Source organism: Vibrio sp. 1CM8B, assembly GCF_023161685.1.
GTDB lineage: Bacteria > Pseudomonadota > Gammaproteobacteria > Enterobacterales > Vibrionaceae > Vibrio > Vibrio coralliirubri.
In genome coordinates, this window is sequence record NZ_JALNTU010000003.1 from 163,143 (window position 1) to 181,992 (window position 18,850).

15 protein-coding genes are annotated in these 18,850 nt (G+C 44.3%); 8 read left to right on the plus strand and 7 right to left on the minus strand.

The features are described from left to right. Nucleotides 1-259: 259 nt before the first annotated feature. From MSG36_RS07225 to hisD, 4 genes are read right to left on the minus strand one after another with little or no spacing between them, the layout of a single operon-like run. The gene (locus MSG36_RS07225; RefSeq protein ID WP_248366944.1) at nucleotides 260-994 is read right to left on the minus strand and encodes an alpha/beta hydrolase; all 735 of its coding nucleotides are present in this window, start codon (nucleotides 992-994) and stop codon (nucleotides 260-262) included. Between the two features lie 8 nt (nucleotides 995-1,002). Next, nucleotides 1,003-1,998, minus strand: a complete 996-nt coding sequence (locus tag MSG36_RS07230) for a cupin domain-containing protein (RefSeq protein ID WP_248366947.1) — start codon at nucleotides 1,996-1,998, stop codon at nucleotides 1,003-1,005. Between the two features lie 17 nt (nucleotides 1,999-2,015). Beyond that, on the minus strand, nucleotides 2,016-2,747 hold the full coding sequence (locus MSG36_RS07235; protein WP_017080156.1) for an SDR family oxidoreductase: 732 nt from the start codon (nucleotides 2,745-2,747) through the stop codon (nucleotides 2,016-2,018). A gap of 1 nt (nucleotide 2,748) precedes the next feature. Continuing rightward, nucleotides 2,749-4,041 (minus strand): histidinol dehydrogenase, encoded by a 1,293-nt coding sequence (hisD, locus tag MSG36_RS07240; protein WP_248366950.1) that lies wholly within the window; start codon nucleotides 4,039-4,041, stop codon nucleotides 2,749-2,751. A 341-nt stretch (nucleotides 4,042-4,382) separates the two neighbouring features. Between hisD and MSG36_RS07245 the strand changes: the two genes are divergently transcribed. The 8 genes from MSG36_RS07245 (at nucleotide 4,383) to MSG36_RS07280 (ending at nucleotide 13,793) form a co-directional block, all read left to right on the plus strand. Beyond that, on the plus strand, nucleotides 4,383-5,132 hold the full coding sequence (locus tag MSG36_RS07245) for an aldolase/citrate lyase family protein (protein WP_248366953.1): 750 nt from the start codon (nucleotides 4,383-4,385) through the stop codon (nucleotides 5,130-5,132). 152 nt (nucleotides 5,133-5,284) lie between these two features. After that, nucleotides 5,285-6,247, plus strand: a complete 963-nt coding sequence (locus MSG36_RS07250) for a substrate-binding domain-containing protein (protein ID WP_017080159.1) — start codon at nucleotides 5,285-5,287, stop codon at nucleotides 6,245-6,247. 314 nt (nucleotides 6,248-6,561) lie between these two features. After that, complete coding sequence (locus MSG36_RS07255; RefSeq protein WP_086774248.1) at nucleotides 6,562-7,557, plus strand: TRAP transporter substrate-binding protein; 996 nt, start codon at nucleotides 6,562-6,564, stop codon at nucleotides 7,555-7,557. Between the two features lie 168 nt (nucleotides 7,558-7,725). Beyond that, nucleotides 7,726-8,289 carry a TRAP transporter small permease gene (locus tag MSG36_RS07260; RefSeq protein WP_086774247.1) on the plus strand — a complete coding sequence of 188 codons (564 nt, stop codon included), beginning with the start codon at nucleotides 7,726-7,728 and terminating at the stop codon, nucleotides 8,287-8,289. Beyond that, the gene (locus MSG36_RS07265; protein WP_248366956.1) at nucleotides 8,286-9,566 is read left to right on the plus strand and encodes a TRAP transporter large permease; all 1,281 of its coding nucleotides are present in this window, start codon (nucleotides 8,286-8,288) and stop codon (nucleotides 9,564-9,566) included. The genes MSG36_RS07260 and MSG36_RS07265 overlap by 4 nt, the downstream gene beginning before the upstream one ends. A 513-nt stretch (nucleotides 9,567-10,079) precedes the next feature. Beyond that, on the plus strand, nucleotides 10,080-11,054 hold the full coding sequence (locus MSG36_RS07270; protein WP_193840297.1) for an ester cyclase: 975 nt from the start codon (nucleotides 10,080-10,082) through the stop codon (nucleotides 11,052-11,054). A gap of 14 nt (nucleotides 11,055-11,068) precedes the next feature. Next, nucleotides 11,069-12,067 carry an ester cyclase gene (locus MSG36_RS07275; RefSeq protein ID WP_348983440.1) on the plus strand — a complete coding sequence of 333 codons (999 nt, stop codon included), beginning with the start codon at nucleotides 11,069-11,071 and terminating at the stop codon, nucleotides 12,065-12,067. Then, nucleotides 12,060-13,793: a sodium/solute symporter gene (locus MSG36_RS07280; protein WP_017080165.1), complete on the plus strand. Its 1,734-nt coding sequence runs from the start codon at nucleotides 12,060-12,062 to the stop codon at nucleotides 13,791-13,793. The genes MSG36_RS07275 and MSG36_RS07280 overlap by 8 nt, the downstream gene beginning before the upstream one ends. Before the next feature lie 156 nt (nucleotides 13,794-13,949). Here the strand turns inward: MSG36_RS07280 and MSG36_RS07285 are convergent, their stop codons facing one another. The 3 genes from MSG36_RS07285 to MSG36_RS07295 all read right to left on the minus strand — a co-directional run bounded on the left by MSG36_RS07285 (nucleotide 13,950) and on the right by MSG36_RS07295 (nucleotide 18,847). Further along, the gene (locus MSG36_RS07285) at nucleotides 13,950-14,486 is read right to left on the minus strand and encodes an RNA-binding S4 domain-containing protein (RefSeq protein ID WP_136974998.1); all 537 of its coding nucleotides are present in this window, start codon (nucleotides 14,484-14,486) and stop codon (nucleotides 13,950-13,952) included. Between the two features lie 263 nt (nucleotides 14,487-14,749). After that, on the minus strand, nucleotides 14,750-15,529 hold the full coding sequence (locus MSG36_RS07290; RefSeq protein WP_048608619.1) for a hypothetical protein: 780 nt from the start codon (nucleotides 15,527-15,529) through the stop codon (nucleotides 14,750-14,752). 198 nt (nucleotides 15,530-15,727) lie between these two features. Then, entirely contained in the window at nucleotides 15,728-18,847 is a 3,120-nt protein-coding gene (locus tag MSG36_RS07295; RefSeq protein WP_248366959.1) for an efflux RND transporter permease subunit, read from the minus strand. Between the last annotated feature and the right edge of the window lie 3 nt (nucleotides 18,848-18,850).

An 18,850-nucleotide genomic window follows, 5' to 3' on the forward strand; every position in this document is an offset into this window, starting at 1 on the left:
AAAGGACAACTACAGATTAGAGTTATGTAAAAAAACAAGATAAATTTATTTATCAGATTCAATCTAGACTGCTAATAATTATTATCGAGAATAAGTTTATTGAATTGAAGAGGAAAGGTTTAAAGCGTTTTTTGAGGGTTTTATAAAGAATAAAATCGATTGTAAAAAATGAAAAAACGAACCTAGCATCCGTCAGAAGAACTAGATTCATTCATGGTGACTAATAATTGGCTGTCGAACATTAGTTGTCAAGAGCCGGTTATCGAGAGCTGATTATCAGAAATTGATGACTACTCAACCAGTCCGAAATGTGTTTCGACACAACCTTAGGCTGCTCCATTGTCGATAAGTGTCCACAATCAGGAATGACATGAAGTGATACCTGTTTGATGTGCTTTGCCATTAACAGGTGATTATCGATTGGACATAACAGGTCGTCTTTGCCTGTGATGATCAACGTCGGAATCTGAATGTCGGCCAGTAATGGCCTCGCATCAGGACGAGTCGCCAATGCCTGAGCGTGAGCCTCAAACCTTTCCATGCCGATGTTATTCGCCATTTGCGTGATTCTTTGAGTCAGTTCTTGGTTCGCTAACTGGTTCGGATGGATAAGCACTGGCATTAAAATATCAGGGGTTATTGACTCAAACTCCCCTGCTTTTGCTTTATCGACTAAAGCATTTCTTTTCTCCGACACCTCTGACTTTTCATCTGCGGAATTGGTGTCCATTAAGATTAAGCCTTTCACGCGTTGTGGTGCCTGTCTAAACACTTCAAACGCTAGAATTCCGCCCATAGATAAACCTCCAAGCACGAAACTATCAGGGGTATTGTCTAGGACTTTACTCGCCAAGGCTTGCATGGATGTTTCCGTTCCTAAATCACAAGTAAAAGGAGCTACCCAATTGGGCAGCTCTTTATTGACGTCTTGGAACAACGTTTCATCACACAACAAACCAGGTAGCCATAACAGTGGTACTTCTGGTTTCATCATTCGTTACCCTATACAGTTTGTGGCTGATCAGAACCAAGAACAACGTAAGTAAAGCTAGTGCCTCGTAGGTTTTCAAGGCTGTATGACGCGCCGTCTGGAACACTGAACACATCACCAGTGGTCAGCACGACTTGCGCCTGCTCACCGTCTTGAACGATGTTTAGCAATGTATCACCTTCAAAGTTAATCAGTACCTGCTTCTCACTGCGTTTGTGCACTGGGATGCTTGCACCTTCAGTCAATTCATAAGCCATGATACTCACGTCATCAACGCTTTTAACTTGGAAGTCGTAGTCAGATGATGGGTGTCCTGTTAGCGCAAACTGTTTAACGCCCGGCTTATCAAAATCACCAGACACCTCTCGGTAATCCTTTTTCAGCGCAACAAAAGGCATCATCTGCTCAGCCGTGTAAGTATCAAATTTGCTCAACTCTTCGCTCGTTAGCAGAGGCATCAGCTCAGACTCATTTGGAATAGCATCGCCGTCAATGGTATCAACCAATGTACCGTCTGCTTTTAGGTATAAGCCGTAACCTTGGCTATCCGTAATTACGCTTGGGTGCCAAACCACACCACCACCAGAGTTATCGCCACCTAAAACAGAGTACATAAAGCCGTAATCACGCCCTACTACCTCAAAGCCTCTAAAAAGATTGGTCGGAATAGAGATGACATCACCGTGTGAAAGCACCGCTTCGTGTTCACCTTCGTTACCCCAATAGAATCTAAACTGACCTTTGAAGACCACGAACAGTTCAGCAGTGTGATGAGAGTGCAGCGAGTTCTTAATGCCAGGAGGCTGACCAGCAGCACCTATGTTAAAACCAGCCGTTTCACGAATATGAACGTGCTGACGGCTGCTTTCAGCCACACCAGCACCAATGATGCAGAAGTTATCTTTTAGATCGCTGCCTGGAGTACGTGCATCAATGAAAGCACTTGTACCTGGGATCAGCTCCATGTAACGAACGAGATTATTATTTATTGTATTTTGTAGAGTCATTCTAAATTCCTTCTTACCTAACCTAGCGGCCTGCCACCATCCACTGCGATGGTATTACCCGTTGAAAATGTCAGTAGTTCCGCAGCGGCATAAACAGCGTTGGCAACCTCTTCATCACTGGCTAATCGCTTTAGTGGTGTCGATTGCTCTTGTGCATTACGCCATTCATCATCTAGCCCTTTGACAAATTCGGTATCCACTAAGCCTGGAGCGACAGCGAGCACTCGAATGTCAGGAGACAACGCTCGACCTAATGATCGTGTCATATTCTCGACTGCAGACTTACTCGCACAGTAAGCCACGTTACTGCCCATTGCGGTTTGCGCTGCAATTGAGGTGATGTTCACCACGCAACCTTTAGCGCTACGAAGTAAGGGCTCAAACGCACGAACCATGGCGAATGGAGCACGAACATTGACGCGGAAGATCTTATCTATCAACTCATCATTCAAGGATGCTAAGTCACTGTGCGCGACAAACTTTGTCATGCCTGCACAGTTAACTAATAAGTCTAAAGAAGCTGACGACTCTTTAACTTGGTCCGCTAATGCGCCAATCGCAGAGCTGTCTTCAACATTAAGTTGATACATGGCATGACCTGAGCCTTGCAAAGTATCTAAGATAGTTTGAGCTGCGCTTTCATTACTGTTGTAGGTAAACACAACGCGGTAACCAGATTGCGCGAGCTTGTGACATATGGCGGCACCAATGCCGCCACTGCCGCCTGTAACTAAGGCGATTTTTGTCATGTTATGCCTCTACCGATTTTTCTTTGTAACGACGTACACGAATGTCTGCTTGCTCTTTATGGCCAGCGAAACCTTCTAGTGCACATAGGCGTGAACAGTACTCACCTACTTTTAGCGAAGCTGATTCCGTTACGCGCTGGTAAGTACATGTTTTAATGAATTTACCAACCCACAGACCACCGGTGTAGCGTGCAGCTTTATTCGTTGGCAATGTATGGTTAGTGCCGATACATTTATCGCCGTAAGAAACGTTGGTTTCACGACCTAAGAACAACGCACCGTAGTTGGTCATGTTATCTAGGAAGTACTTAGGATCTTTTGTCATTACTTGTACGTGCTCAGAAGCAAGATCATCGGCCACTTCAACCATCTCTTCGTAGCTGTCACAAAGGATAACTTGTCCGTAATTTTCCCAAGCCTTACCTGCGATTTCAGCGGTAGGAAGAATAGTCAGCTGACGCTCAACTTCTTTTACCGTCTCTTTTGCAAATGTTTCACTGTTCGTCAAAAGAACAGCTGGAGAGTTATAACCGTGTTCAGCCTGACCCAATAGATCCGCTGCTGCTAATTCTGGGTCACAGCCCTCTTCGTCAGCAATAACCAATGTTTCTGTTGGACCAGCGAACAAGTCGATACCAACACGACCGAACAATTGACGCTTTGCTTCTGCTACGAACGCGTTGCCTGGGCCAACGATCATGTCTACCGGTGCAATAGTTTCAGTACCAAGCGCCATCGCACCAACGGCTTGTACGCCACCAAAGCAATAAATCTCATCCGCACCTGCCATTGCCATTGCCGCAACAATCGCCACATTTGGTTGGCCATTAAAAGGAGGAGCACAAGCAATAACGCGTTTTACACCAGCAACCTTTGCAGTAAGAACACTCATGTGCGCTGATGCAACCAATGGGTATTTACCACCTGGGATGTAACAACCAACACTGTTTACTGGCACATTTTTGTGCCCAAGTACTACACCTGGCATGGTTTCTACTTCAACATCGTGCATTGAGTCACGTTGGATCTGAGCGAAGTTGCGAACTTGTGTTTGTGCAAATGCAATGTCGTGCTTGGTTGATTCGTCCAATGCGTCCACACATGCCTGAATTTGCTCATCTGTTAAGCGAAACTGCTCCGGAGACCAGTTATCAAATTTTTCTGAAAGCTCACGTACTGCACTGTCACCTTTCTTTTCAATGTCAGAAAGAATGTTCTCTACCGTTTGGCGCACTTGCGCGTTGTTTGATGCTGATGCTTCTTCAGTGATGCCGTGTTTTAGAATGCGAGCCATGCGTAATTCTCCTTGTGGCGTATGCCTAGTGTTTGCTGATTATTGGTTTTAACAGAGTTTATTCTTTGTTTTGTATACTTTTGGATACGAATGCAAAATAAACATAAACATTTTTTTAACACTTGGCAAATTCATTTCCCAACTTAGAGAATCAAAGTCAAGCCATTGTTTTAAATAACAAAAGTACTTATCAGCGGTTAGTCACGATGCCTATCGGATTAAAATACAGTCAATTTATGTTGCATTGATCACATTGTTTTTACTCTTTTTTTACAACAACACATGTTAAGTTTTGCATACCTTTGCAAAAGCGAACGAAAAGTAATGGAGAATAAAAAGTAATGGATAACTTTAAGAACACACTAAGCAATACCGAGCTACTTGGAACTTTTGTTAAAACCCCTCACCCACACATCATTGAAGTGCTGGCGTTGGCAGAACTGCCTTTCATTGTGCTAGACGCGGAACACGCCCCTTTTGATAGAACGACACTGGATAGCTGTATTCTTGCTGCGCGCGCTAATCAGCTCCCTTGCGTAGTTCGAGTTCAAGATAGCCAGCCATCGACCATTTTGAATGCGTTAGATTGCGGAGCGACAGGAATCCAGATCCCACACGTATGCAGTGCAGAGCAAGCAGAAAAGTTAGTGAAAATGTCCCATTACGGTGAAGGTGGTCGAGGCTATGCAGGCTCAAGCCGCGCAGCAAACTACGCAACCAAACCGATGGCGAACCACCTGAAAGATAGCCAGAACAACACGGTTGTCATCGCACAAATTGAAGACCCAGAGGGTGTGGTAAACGCAGAATCGATAGCAAAAGTGGAAGGCATTGATGCACTGTTTATTGGACAAGTCGATTTGGCCGTGTCTTACGGTGCTGAAAGTGTGAATGATGAATGCGTGCGAGAAGCGAGCATCAAAATAATCAAAGCAGCTCAGCAAGTTAACAAACCCGTTGGTATGTTTGTTGCGAATGCTCAAGCGGCTCGTCACTGGAAAGAGCTCGGCGTTAACTTCTTTTGCGTCGGTTCTGAACACAAAATGATCATTGATGGCTTTCGAAATGAGCAAGCCGTCATGAATTCATAAATTTTCTTTGTGATTTCAAATGTTACACGTATTGTAATTATCAAACCTTGCTCATTAGGGCCTGTTGACCCATTCAAGGTGGCGCTTGGATTTATCGCGATATAAGGAGATTCACCATAAAAGCGAAAGTTACCTCTATTGATGTTGCCAAAATGCTTGGCGTATCTCAATCTACCGTTTCTCGTGCATTTAGCCCGACTGCAAGTATCAGTGAGAAGAAGCGAAAAATGGTGATGGATGCCGCTACCAAGCTTGGCTATACACCCAATGCTATTGCTCGTAGCTTGATTTCTAATCGCTCAGGACTTGTAGCTATCGCACTCGATAGCGAGTCGAACCCAATGTACGACTTGCAATCTCGTGCGCTCGCGATGGAAATTCAAAAGCGTGGCGGTCAAGTTGTACTCTGCCCTATCGACAAAGATGACCTCGATCTCGCTATCTCACGTGCAATTGAATATCAAGTTGATGGTTTAATCATCGCCACCAGCCGTCTCACCTCCCGAGCTTTTGCACAATGTGAAAAGTTTGGCGTTCACTTAAGCCTCATCAACCGCTATACAGAAAGCATTAATGCGAACAGTGCTGGCTTAGACAACCAGCAAGCTGGCACACAAGCAGCTGATTATTTACTTGATAAAGGCTACAAACAGCTGGCATACGTAAGTGGTGACGCAGGATCAATGACCAGTGACAAACGTTGGTTAGGCTTCTCTGAAACCGCAAAAACACGTGAAGCGGCCTCCCCTATTTTCATCAACGCAAAATACAGTTTTGAAGCAGGATTAGAAGCAGCCAAAGAGCTGATGGAACACACATCAAAACCTGACGCCGTATTCTGTGCCAATGATATTCTCGCAATGGGCGTTATGGATGGTTTAAGAAAGCTTGGGTGTAACATCCCACAAGACTTCGCAATCATGGGCGTGGATGATATCCCTATGGCAGCTTGGCCGAGCTATGACCTCACCACCATTGCCCAGCCTATCGATAAAATCGTGAAAAGTGCCGTCGAAGACTTGATGCAACGGATTAACGATAATGAAGATGCGAAGGGCGAGTACCTACTTGAACCCGGCACCATCATAGAACGCGGTAGTACATCATTAAGTTAATAAAGGGGTTGGCTGACATAACCTACACTCAGCCTTACGAAAGTCTCTATTTTCCCATCAATAAAACCCATTCAGTTTAGAGTAGAAGCCCTAATACCATGTTAGGGCTTCTTTCTGTGATCTTGTCTAAAATTTCATCGATTCAAATTAACTTCTTTATCACTTTTACGGATTTGTTATTGACTTGTTAGTTGTGTGTTTATATTTTGGATTCGTATGCAAAAATTAGGATATGAAGTGCGGATAAATAACCCACTGAACAACATGGCTCAAATGAATGCACATAAAAGCCATGTGATGAACAAGGAAGAACGATGAAACGCGCAATCTTTACCTCGATTACTGCCCTCGGCTTAACGCTGTCTAGCATGAATACCTTTGCAAGCAATGTGATCCGCCTTGCTCACGACAGCCAAGAAACATCACCCGTCCATAAAGCAATGCTTCACTTCGAAAAAGAGTTGGAATCTCGCTCTAACGGAGAGCTTGAAGTGGAAATCTACCCTGCCCGTCAACTGGGCGATGTAAGAGAAACCACAGAGCTTGTTCAGCAAGGTAACTTACAGATGACGTTTGGCGCATCGGTGTTACTTTCACCTTACGTACCTGAGTTCAACGTACTTGATGTCTTCTACCTGTTTGAAGACGAAGCGCAAGCACACAAAGCATTGGACAGCGACAAGATCGGCAAACCACTTCTTAATTCAATGGAATCAAAAGGCTTTCATGGCTTAGGTTTCATGGAAGTTGGCTTCCGCAGCATCACCAATAACAAGCAACCGATTAACAGCATTGAAGACTTGAACAGCTTAAAGATTCGTTCAGCGTCTAACCCAACACAAATCAGTGCTTGGAAATCGGTAGGTACGGCACCGACACCGCTTTCTTGGGGTGAGATCTTCACATCACTACAACAAGGCTTAATCAATTCACAAGAAAGCGCGGTTTACTCTATTTACGCTGAGCGTTTTTATGAAGCACAAGAGTACTTATCGCTAACTAACCATATTTACACTAACTACGTGCTATTCATGAATAAAGAGTTCTGGGATTCTCTACCGAGCGATCAACAAACTCTTATCAATGAAGTGAGCCAAGAAACCATTGCAGTACAGCGTGATCTCGCGGCGAAGCAGAACCAAGAAGTCATTAAAGAGCTTGAAGCCAAAGGCATGACAGTGAATGTGGTACCAACCGACGTTCGAGCTCAGATGAAAGAAAAAATGAATGCCGCCGTTTACCAAGAACTGCGTAGTAAAACAGGTGAAGAGCTATTCGATAGCGTGATTACTGAGATTGAGCATCTGTAAATAGCGCCTCGTTTAATCGATTACCTGTCACCGACAAATAACTTTAACGGTCTAACCATCGTTACTCCAGGTCTTGAATGGCATTCTATAAACGAGTGCCCTAAAGCCTGTTCTGTCGTGTATTCATTGGCATTCAATGCCCTTTTCAACATCTCCTAGGAGTGACGTATGAAATGGTTTCGCCTGTTCGACCGATACTTCGAACCTACACTTATTGTGTTCTCTATTTCGTTAATGACCGCTTTATTATGCTTACAGATTACATTGCGCCTATTCGACGCCTCAATTGCATGGGCAGAAGAGCTCGCTCGCTATCTTTTCGTTTGGGCAATGTACTTAAGCATCAGCTACTGTATTCGCGATGACCGACATATTCGTATTCGTCTATTCATCGACAAACTACCGGGGAACTTAACCCACTACAGCTTGATCCTTTCAGACCTTATTTATCTAGCTTTCAGTTGTACTGTGGCGTGGTTTGGTTTCAAGGTTATTGGGCGCAGTTTAAAGTTAGGCCAGATAGCGCCAGCAATGGAAATCCCAATCGCATGCTTATACGCATCAGTCCTTGTGTGTGCCGTCTTGAGTTCCATTCGCTTAGTGGTCAGTATCAACAAGCGTATTTCAACCATTGCTTACTCGCCAAAACCCGTTCGACTCACTCAGCATCGTTACCGTCACTTGAAAGCAAAACATCGCACTTCTAATCGTTTGTTGGAGTTAAGCTTATGACCTCTGCTTTGTTATTTGGTAGCTTCGGATTACTGCTTCTTATTGGGGTTCCCGTTGGGATAGCACTCGCTGGCGCAAGCATGCTCGCTATATTGAGCCTCCCCTTCTTAAACGTTGAGTTTTTAGTTCAAGGGTTAGTCACAGGGCTAGATTCATTCCCTCTTCTTGCTGTCGTGTTATTCACGCTTGCTGGTAACTTAATGAGCCAAGGCGGCATATCCAAACGCCTTCTTCATGTTGCTGAAGTCTTCTTTGGTCACTTCACTGGTGGTTTGGGTATTGTCGCAATCGTAGCGTGCATGTTCTTCGCATCGATTTCTGGTACTGGCTCGGCAACCGTTGCGGCTATTGGCTTAACAATGATTCCATCTATGGTCAAAAAGGGCTACGACCGCAGTTTTGCTGGCGCGCTTATTGCTTCTTCAGGTGGCATTGGAGTGATTATCCCACCATCGGTGGTGATGATCGTCTACGCAATCACCGCCGAAGTATCCGTCACTAAAATGTTCATGGCAGGAATCGTACCCGGGCTTGTGGTTGGTTTAGTGTTAATCGGCTACTGTTTGATCGTATCCAAAATTCGCGGCTACAAAGGCAACGAAACAAAAGCGACATGGTCGGAGCGAATTACAGCATTAAAAGAAGCGATATGGGCAATGTTACTGCCTGTCATCATTCTTGGTGGTATCTACTCTGGTATCTTCACGCCAACAGAATCAGCCGCTATCGGTGTGTTGTATGGCTTGTTTTTCGGCATGTTTGTCTACAAAGAGTTGGATTACAAAAAGGTCGTGAAGATCATTTTAGAATCCTCGCTACTGGTTGGTGCCGTACTTGTTATTGTTGGCGCTTCGGTCACCTTTGGTCGAATCCTAACGCTTGAACGCCTGCCAACTGAAATCGCACAGTTCATCCTGTCGATTACAGACAACAAGTTACTTATTTTGCTTTGTATCACTGCATTGCTGCTGATTGTTGGCACCTTCATGGAAACGCTCGCTGCGATTGTTATCTTGACTCCAATCCTGTTGCCTATCGTTACAGCATTAGGAATGGATCCAATTCACTTTGGTATCGTGATGATAGTGAACTTGGCCATAGGCTTCGTGACGCCTCCACTTGGAGCCAACCTCTTTATGGCTAGCCAAGTCGGTAATGTGCCCATTGAATCCTTGTCTCGAGCCATAATAGGATGGATTGGTGCTCTACTAGTGGCTTTGATGATAATCACCTTTATTCCAGCCATATCACTGTTTCTTCCGGAGTTATTGTCTTAAACGTTTCCGAGAACAAAGCCACTTGATATTCACCTTTGAGTGGCTTTTTCAATCCAATCATTCTCAAACTTATTGTTGCATGCGAATTCATTCGCAGCCAGATAATATTAAACAAACAATTAACAACTCAAGTCAAACCTCATCAAAATAGAATCATTACTCTAAATTTCTTCTCGTCATCACGTCGATATTATAAATCGTCACAGAGCATTATCTAATTTGATACCCACTTCTTCACGAAAATTAAATGTCAATTAAATACAATAAGTTAAATAATAAAGCGCTGTCTTTAAACCCAATTATTTTGTTCATATACACTCGATCAATAATTAATATTCATTCAATTTATTTTAAGAGAGCCGTATTTAGTGAATTGTTAAAAAACAGATCCAACCCACAATAAAGAAACATATGCAATACACCTCATTGACACAATAGCAACAAAAGGCAATATTGGATACGTAACCAAAACTAATTCAATAACGAAACTTTTGACGCATCAGGAGGCGATAAATGGCTATGGTTGGCTTTGATTCTAAATGGCAAGATTTTCCAGACTACATATTAGGTATCACTAAAGAAATTTGGGAAGATCGAGGTCTGAGTACCCTGCATAACTATTACTCACCTGACATTATCGTCCGTACACCACTCTCCATCACGAAGGGAAACGAAAAGGTCATTAGCGCGACCATGGGCACGCTAGCCGAGTTCCCAAACCGTACCTTATTGGGTGAAGACGTTATTTGGTCAGGGACTCCTGAACAAGGCATGCTTTCATCCCATCGAATCATTTCAACAGCAACTCATACTAATGATGGCGTGTTTGGTAAAGCCACGAATAAAACACTTAAGTTTCGAATTATCGCAGACTGCCATGCCATCAATAATCAAATCAATGATGAGTGGATGATCCGAGACATCGCTGCGATTGCAAACCAACTGGGTATGACGTCAGAAGAGTACGCCCGTCAACAAATTGAAATAGAGGGTGGCGTTGAACAATGCTCATACCCTTTCACTCCTCAGGTCGACATACAAGGCCCTTACCTTGGCGTAGGTAACGACAATGAATACGGCCAGCGCTATGAAGACATACTGCGACGTGTAATGAATGCTGAGTTCTCTGTAATACCAACAGAATATGACCGCGCATGTATCGGCGAGTACACGGGTGGGCAAACAGCACTCTCTCATAATGAAATAGACCAGTTTTGGATGTCACTTCGCTCTTCGTTTCCAAACGCTGAGTTCAAAATTCACCACCGTATTGGTCGCAACGACGAAATGATGTCACCACGTGCTGCTATTCGTTGGTCGTTGCAAGGCAAGCATGAAGGCTACGGTATGTTTGGGAAGCCTACAGGAAAAGACGTTTACATCATGGGAATCAGCCATGCAGAGTTTGGACCTTGGGGTCTACGCAGAGAGTTTACGCTACTTGATGAAAGTGCGGTCTGGAAACAGATTTTAATCCAAATCGGTTAACTATATAAGGAAGTATTATTTTGAACAGCTTGATTGAGAATTTCTACAAAACCTATTTTAACGCTCACTCATCAGAACGTACTCAAGTAGTCCACGAGATGTTAAATGCTGATGTTAAATGGTGTGTCGCTCATCCGATTAATGACGTCTCTGGTGTCAAGGCGACCGAACAAGCATTCCTATTACCGCTAGTAAACGCACTACCTGATGTTGAACGACGCCCTTCAATCGTTATGCAAGGTGAATACGAAGGCCGCACTTGGGTTAACTCTACGGGTTATTTTGTCGGCACATTTACACAACCGTTATTTGGTATTCCAGCAACAGGAAAAACACTCTACTTACGCTACACCGAAATGGTTTGTATCCAAGAAGGTCAAATTGTTGAATCTTACCTCATACCTGATTTTATTGATGCAATGAACCAAGCTGGCGTTAATCCGTTACGCAAAAGCTTAGGTCATGCTGGATTAGTCCCTGCCCCAGCGACTCAAGACGGTATACAAACGGGTAGCATCGCAGCTGAAGAGAGCCAGAAAAGCCAAAAGCTAGTCCTAGACATGTTGGCTTGCTTGGGTCGATTTGATGGTAAGCGCCTTGATTCAATGGATTTGGAAAACTACTGGCATGACGATTTTATGTGGTATGGACCGGCTGCAATTGGTACGACACGTGGAATCCAAGGTTTCAGAGACCACCATCAAGGACCATTTGTATTTGCCTTCCCTGATCGAAGTGTCGATATAGAACTCAACATTTTGTCCAAAAATGACTACGTATCCACTGGTGGTTGGCCACACATGCACGGTACACATACTGGTAGCAGTGGCTGGTTAGGTTTAGCACCTACAGGCAAGCACATCGAACTTCGTGTTATGGATATCTGGCGACGCGAAGGAGAATTACTCAAGGAAAACTGGGTCGCTATCGATATAGCACACATATTAAAACAGCTTGGTTACGATCTGTTTGAGCAAATGGATGAACAATTAAAAGGACGTGAGCATGTATGAGTTTGGCGCTTTAAACTGGACAATTCTTGGTACTTATATCGTCCTTACTTTAGTTATGGGTGCACTCGTTGGTAGACGTGTGACTTCCGCTAACCAATTTGCATTAGGCGATAAAAATATTCCATGGTGGGCCATCGGTATTTCCGTTGTGTGTACCTATGTCAGTGCTATGTCTTTCTTGGGTGGGCCGGCTTGGTCTTACAAAGAAGGCTTGTCAGTGATCGCCATCCACCTTAACTACCCTTTGGTGATTTTCTTTATCGTTGCGGTGTTTATGCCGTTTTTCTACAACAACGGCCTCACTTCGATTTATGAATATCAAGAACGACGCTTTGGTAAAGCCTCACGTATCACTCTGTCTTTGATCTTCTTAATTAAACAGGCAATAAGCTCAGCTGCGGTCTTATATGCGACCTCGTTAATCCTCGAGTTCATTACTGGTATCGATGTTACTTACTGCATCGTCATTGTCACTGTTATCGCACTGATTTATACCGTAATGGGGGGAATTGCCGCCGTTATTTGGACAGATGTAATTCAAGCGGTCATTCTGTTTCTTGGCGCATTTATCATCATTGAAGCCGTCTGGAATGGCATGCCACAACCCATGACCGAAGTGATGCAAGATCTCAAGTCACAAGGCATGACGAATGCGTTACAAACCAATTTAGATTTGAGCCAAGTTACCACCGTATGGGCTGGCGTTATCGCAATGACAATGTTCCACACCACTGTTTATGGCGGTAACCAAATGATGGTGCAACGCTGTATGGCGGCTAAAAACATGGGTGATGCGAAAAAAGCGATGCTAATGATGGGTTACGTTGCTTTCTTCATCTACTTCGTATTTATCCTGTTAGGCGTGTTATTTAACGCTTATTACGATGGTAAAGAGTTCGAAAATGGCAACACCATTATCCTGCACTATGCCAGCGAATATGGTATGCCAGGTCTGATGGGAATCATCGCGGCAGCTATTCTTGCAGCAAGCATGTCTAGTCTAGATTCCGCTTTTAACTCTATGGCTACCGTCTCTGTTTCTGACTTCTACAAACGCTTTTACAAGAAAAACGAGTCAGAGGAACATTACCTCAAAGTATCGCGTTTCTTCACGGTTATGTGGGCGCTATGTATCATCATTCCAGCCTTCATGTTTGCGACCAGCACCGGCTCAGTTTTAGAAATATTAAGTAAAGCAGGTTCCTATTTTGTAGGTGCAAACTTCTGTATGTTCGTGCTTGGTTTTTATTCTAAACATATAACAGAGAAGGGACTATTAATCGGTGTTGCTGCAAGCTTCTTGGCGATTTGGTATGTTGCTGTTGCGACTGATATTGCTTGGCCTTGGTACTGTGTAATCGGTGTGTTAGTCAATGCGACTGTCGCATACGCTGCAAGCTTGTTGCTAACCGGTAAACAGACAGAAATGCACCTCTACACCGTCAAAGGTCAACAAGCAGAATATGCTCGTTTGAACAAACCGATCAAAGAAGATGGTTGGTATGTTGTGCCGGGTAAAGTCGATGCACCTTGTTGGGGACTACTCATCATGTTTGTATTCTCTCTCGTTTTACTTTGGGGAATTAACGAGTTTATTGAGAACGCACCGATGTTGATTAACTTTATCCGAATCTGCTCTGTTATTGTTGCTACAAGCGTCATCGGTTATATGATTTACGCGTTCAAGCGCTCTAAGCAATCAAACAAAGTAGAACAAGTCAGTTAGGGTTCTATTTAAATTCAACCTAGCTCATTCAAAAAAGGCTCACTAAATAGTGAGCCTTTTGATATCTGCTTAACGTAAACCTAGGTCTAACCTTGCTTGCGTTTTGAAAGAATAGTTTTAGATCAGTAGTTTAGAGCTGTACTTTAGAACTATAACTTAGAAGAACTCAATCGAGTTACGGCCGCTTTTGTCGTCACGTGTTGGCTTCGGCGTGTCCGCTTTCTTTTTCGGTTTCTTCTCTTTTTTCTCTTTCTTTGGTTCAGCCTTTGCGCTTAGCATTTCTGCTTTGCTTTTCTTAGATTCTTTCTTCTTAGAATCCTTTTTAGACTGACCTTTCTTCGCCTTGTTCTCTTTTTTAAGCGCTTCTTTCTTTTTCGGCTTTTCTGATTCTTCTTGCACTGGCTGATCACACACCACTACATAGTATTCTTGGTTGAATTCAAAGAAGTCGCCATCGTACATTTTACGACGCTTACGGGTTTCTAGCTCACCATTTACCGCTACGTAGCCTTCAGAGATGATGTGCTTAGCTTCACCGCCACCACTCACTAGGTTAGCAATTTTAAACACTTTGTAGAGCTCGATTGGCTGTGATGAAACATCAATACCAATTGCTTCAATTTCAATCTCTTCGCCTTCTTCGCCCAGCTCTTGACCTTCGTAATCAGCGTCTTCGTAATGTTCTTGGTCCATGGTGACCTCTACCTAAATATGTACTTCTGAAATATTGGGCGCAGTGTAATCTTAAAACAACGAAATGACCATGGAGAATTATGGTTCAAGCATCGAGTTCACTGGATTAAAGCTATCTTTAACGCCATAAAACAAAAGAAGAGAACTAACATCATTAGCTCTCTTCTTATTTAAACCATAGCTCAGTTACCGCTTGTTAGGTCGCTAAACCATAGATAGTTAAACCATGGCTAGTAGAACCATAGATAGCTCACTCAGGTGTTTTAAAAGAACCACTTCACGCCGACTTCTGCTTTTAGCTCGTAGTCACCTTCTAGCGTAACGCCCGTTGGCAGAGTGACATCTGCTGATGCGTATTGCAGTTTCGTCATTAACCATTGAGTTCGGTCTTCCTTAATAGGAGCGTTCATCATGATGTTGAAAGACGTCGATTCAAGTTCCACTGTATCGCCAGAAACGTTCATGTATTCAGGCCATGCTTGAACAAACGCACCAGAATCTCCCATTGGGATGGTCGCAAACAGGTTTAGCATGTAGCCGTCTGCCGTTTCACCAAACACTTCACCTATGGTGTAGTTTACGTTTGGAAACAGCATTGCACCGCCGGTATAAGCAGGGTTAATCAAGCCGATTGCACCGACAGACACCAACGTATTGTCATCTAAACCCAGTGCTGAGTTCTTCGTGTGAATGAAGTCCGCCATGAAGCCAACACGTGGCATTAATGAGCTATCAATTGCTGATACTTGGAAATATTGAGCTCGGCTACCAAGGTAGTCAACGCCCATTGAATCTTTGCCTGGCTTAGCATCTGAGTCGCCAAAGTTACCTTCGATAAAGCCACCGAACTGAGTCGTTTCAGACCATGCTCCAGTTAGCATTGAAGACAAACGGATATCAGCGTCAGAAGTAACAAAAAAAGCCGCTTGTGTATAAACGCGAGTTAGATCCGATGGATCAATCACTTGGCTTTCTTCTTCATTCGCCAAAGCAGTACCAGACATTGCAGCTAACATTGAAGCGGTCAGTAATAGTTTTTTCATGTGTAAACCTTATTCTCATTGGAGCCATAGCCGCTTCCGTACTCACATGGCTCATGTTTAATAACTTGGTCAGAGAAATACTCCCTGCCTCCCTCCATTATCAGACGATAAAAACAATCTTTAAAATTCATAACGAGGGGTAAAAACCATCAATAAAGCAACAACACACCTTTGCCGTCACTTTATTGAGGCTATGGGTTACTGTTGTTTCGTTTTCAGCTTTTCACGGAGTGTTTGGAAAATGGCGTAGAAGCCCGGAGTCATCATCGAACCGACCACCAGCACCATCAACATGCCACCCAGTAGTGCCAATCCAGTCGTGTTCTGAGAGATAGCCCCTGCACCATTTGCAAACACCAAAGGCAAGATGCCAAGAATGAATGACCATGACGTCATGTTTACGGCTCTAAAACGCATCTTGCCGCCTTGGATAGCTGCCTCTTCGATGCTTAAACCTTGAGTTTCACGCTTCAGCTTTGAGAACTCGACCATCAAAATAGCGTTCTTAGCTGCTAGGGAAATCAATAGAATCAAGCCAATTTGACCGTAGATAGACAAGGCTTGCCCACCCGCTAATAGCGCCGCGAAGGTACCCACAGCAGCGGTTGGAGCCACAATGATGATCGCAGCAGGCAGAGCCCATGATTCGTACTGAGCAACAAGGAACAAGTAGATGAATACCAGTGCTAAAACCAAAGCGATTTGAGCTGTGTTCCCCGCCAACTTCTCTTGATAAGCCATGTTGGTCCACTCATAGGTGTAACCCTGAGTGAGAACTTCCTCGGCGATACGCTCCATTGCATCAATCGCTTCACCAGATGAGTAACCTGGAGCTGGATTTAGCTGCAAACGTGCCGCAGGTAACATGTTGTAGCTTGTGACTAGATCAGGCTCTAATGTCGGTTCAATCGTTGCGACAGCAGACAACGGAACTTGCTCGCCAAGCGCCGACGGGACATGTATGCGTAACACATCAGATAGATCATTTCGTTGTTCCCCTTTAGCTTGAACAAAAACTCGGTAGCTTCTTCCGTTTAGGGCAAAGTCATTAACGTATGCAGACGCCAGATGTGTCGCCATCGCATCGTTAATTGCACTGAGTGGTACGCCTAACTGACGCGCTTTCTCGCGATCAATTTCAACGTTGTAATGTGGAACATTGGCACGATAAGTCGTCATCGCATTGGTGATTTCTGGCGCTTGATTGGCCGCTGCCATCATCGCGTAAGTCACTTGTGCAAGTTCTTGAGCAGTGCGGCCAGACGTGTCTTGCACCATAAACTCAAGTGCATCACCGATACCAATACCTGGAATAGGTGGTAGACCCATAGCGATGCTCATCGACTTATCAATGCCATACAACTGCATGTTGATGCGCTGGGCAACCGCAGCTTGTGTATGATCGCCATCCATTGCAAGACGCTCATCCCAGTCTTTCAAATTGACGAACATGGTCGCTGAGTTAGCGGCAACACCACCGGTCAGAGCATTGAAGCCAATCGCACCTGCGAAATCTTCAATTGCTGGATCTTGGTTTAATACCGCTTCAGCTTGACGAATCAAGTCATGAGTACGCTCTTTCGATGCGTTATCAGGCAAGAACATCGCGAGCGCTAACACGCCTTTGTCTTCAGCTGGAACAAATGCCGTCGGTAGCTTGTCATTCATCGTCACCATCGCAGTAATAGCCACTGCGAACGAAACTAAAAGCACTGCTGATTTGCGCACCAATAAAGAGACTGCTTTGCCATACGCGTCTGTTACTTTGTCGAACATTGCATTGAATGCCACAAACCACTTAGCAGGTTTAGGGTTGCGCTTCATAACCATTGCACATAGTGCAGGTGACAAAGTGAGTGCATTGATAGCCGATAGCACCAAAGCGATACAGATGGTGATAGAGAACTGAGCAAACATCAGCCCCGTGATACCTGGCAGCAATGCCACAGGAATAAACACCGCAAGCATGACTAATGTCGACGCGACAATCGGACCGGTGACTTCTTTCATCGCTCGATTGGTGGCTTCTTTGGCATCAATGGTTTGGTTTTCATTGAGAATGCGTTCTACGTTCTCAACCACCAAAATGGCATTGTCCACCACGATACCAATAGCTAGAATCAAGCCAAATAAAGTAACGGTATTGATACTAAAGCCACCCATTTGCATGAAAGCAAAAGTACCAATCAAAGACACAGGAATCGCAATCACAGGTGCAAGTGTTGTTCTGACATTACCCAAGAATAGGTAAGTCACCGCAATCACAAGCCCGACAGCAACAATTAAGGTTTCGACGATACTGCGAATAGACGCTTCAACCGATAAAGTGGTGTCGTATGGGATCGCGTAAGTCATACCGGCTGGCATGATGCTTTCGATGTCTTCCAATACCGATTTAACCGCAGCGCCTGTTTCCAAAGCGTTGGCATCTGGGTTAGCCTGCATTGCAACTAGAGCGGCATCTCCGCCATTGTAGGTTGCGTAGGCATCATAGAATTGGCTGCCAATTTCTACGTTAGATACATCTTTCAGATAGACTTGATTGCCGTCTGCTAAGGTTTTTACAATAATTTGTTCAAACTCTTCTGCACTCGACAGTCGACCTTGTGTGATCAAGTTAAACTGCAATGCGGCATTTTCACGACTTGGACCTTGGCCAATTCGCCCTGCTGGCACTACTGCATTTTGTTCACGAATCGCGTTCTTCACATCAAACGTTGTCACACCCAGTGACGCCATGCGGTCCATATCGAGCCACACGCGCATACCATAGGTCGCACCAATCAAATCGCTGCTTGCTAAGCCAGAGATACGAGCGATACGCTCCATGAAGTTTGCTTCAACCCAGCTGTTAAGCTCTAGCTCTGACATCGATTGGTCTTCAGAGTAGAAAGCAATCGCGAGCAAGTCATCCGGCGCGGCTTTACGAATACGCACACCACGAGCACGAACTTCAAACGGCAGCATGTTTTCAGCAACGGCAACGCGGTTAGATACGTTAACCATCGCCATATCGGCGTCAACGCTGTTATCAAAGGTAATGTTTAAGAAGTAACGGCCATCGTTGGTTGAACGTGACTGCATGTAAACCATGCCATCAACACCGTTCACTTCCTCTTCGATTGGATTACCAATCACCTCTTTTACGGTTTCAGCACTGGCACCCGGCATGAACGCGACTACACGAACTTGTGGAGGCGTCACGCTTGGATACTCTGAAATCGGCATGGTTTTAATCGCAATCAAACCAATCAAGGTCAGGAAGATCGAGATAACAAACGCAAATTTCGGTCGGTTGATAAAAAATTTACTGAGCATAAT

Excerpts from the sequence above, each read along its gene's own strand:
- MSG36_RS07225 (WP_248366944.1), bottom strand. The coding sequence starts at position 994 with ATGATGAAACCAGAAGTACCACTGTTATGGCTACCTGGTTTGTTGTGT.
- MSG36_RS07230 (WP_248366947.1), bottom strand. The coding sequence starts at position 1,998 with ATGACTCTACAAAATACAATAAATAATAATCTCGTTCGTTACATGGAG.
- MSG36_RS07235 (WP_017080156.1), bottom strand. The coding sequence starts at position 2,747 with ATGACAAAAATCGCCTTAGTTACAGGCGGCAGTGGCGGCATTGGTGCC.
- hisD (WP_248366950.1), bottom strand. The coding sequence starts at position 4,041 with ATGGCTCGCATTCTAAAACACGGCATCACTGAAGAAGCATCAGCATCA.
- MSG36_RS07245 (WP_248366953.1), top strand. The coding sequence starts at position 4,383 with ATGGATAACTTTAAGAACACACTAAGCAATACCGAGCTACTTGGAACT.
- MSG36_RS07250 (WP_017080159.1), top strand. The coding sequence starts at position 5,285 with ATGCTTGGCGTATCTCAATCTACCGTTTCTCGTGCATTTAGCCCGACT.
- MSG36_RS07255 (WP_086774248.1), top strand. The coding sequence starts at position 6,562 with ATGAAACGCGCAATCTTTACCTCGATTACTGCCCTCGGCTTAACGCTG.
- MSG36_RS07260 (WP_086774247.1), top strand. The coding sequence starts at position 7,726 with ATGAAATGGTTTCGCCTGTTCGACCGATACTTCGAACCTACACTTATT.
- MSG36_RS07265 (WP_248366956.1), top strand. The coding sequence starts at position 8,286 with ATGACCTCTGCTTTGTTATTTGGTAGCTTCGGATTACTGCTTCTTATT.
- MSG36_RS07270 (WP_193840297.1), top strand. The coding sequence starts at position 10,080 with ATGGCTATGGTTGGCTTTGATTCTAAATGGCAAGATTTTCCAGACTAC.
- MSG36_RS07280 (WP_017080165.1), top strand. The coding sequence starts at position 12,060 with ATGTATGAGTTTGGCGCTTTAAACTGGACAATTCTTGGTACTTATATC.
- MSG36_RS07285 (WP_136974998.1), bottom strand. The coding sequence starts at position 14,486 with ATGGACCAAGAACATTACGAAGACGCTGATTACGAAGGTCAAGAGCTG.
- MSG36_RS07290 (WP_048608619.1), bottom strand. The coding sequence starts at position 15,529 with ATGAAAAAACTATTACTGACCGCTTCAATGTTAGCTGCAATGTCTGGT.
- MSG36_RS07295 (WP_248366959.1), bottom strand. The coding sequence starts at position 18,847 with ATGCTCAGTAAATTTTTTATCAACCGACCGAAATTTGCGTTTGTTATC.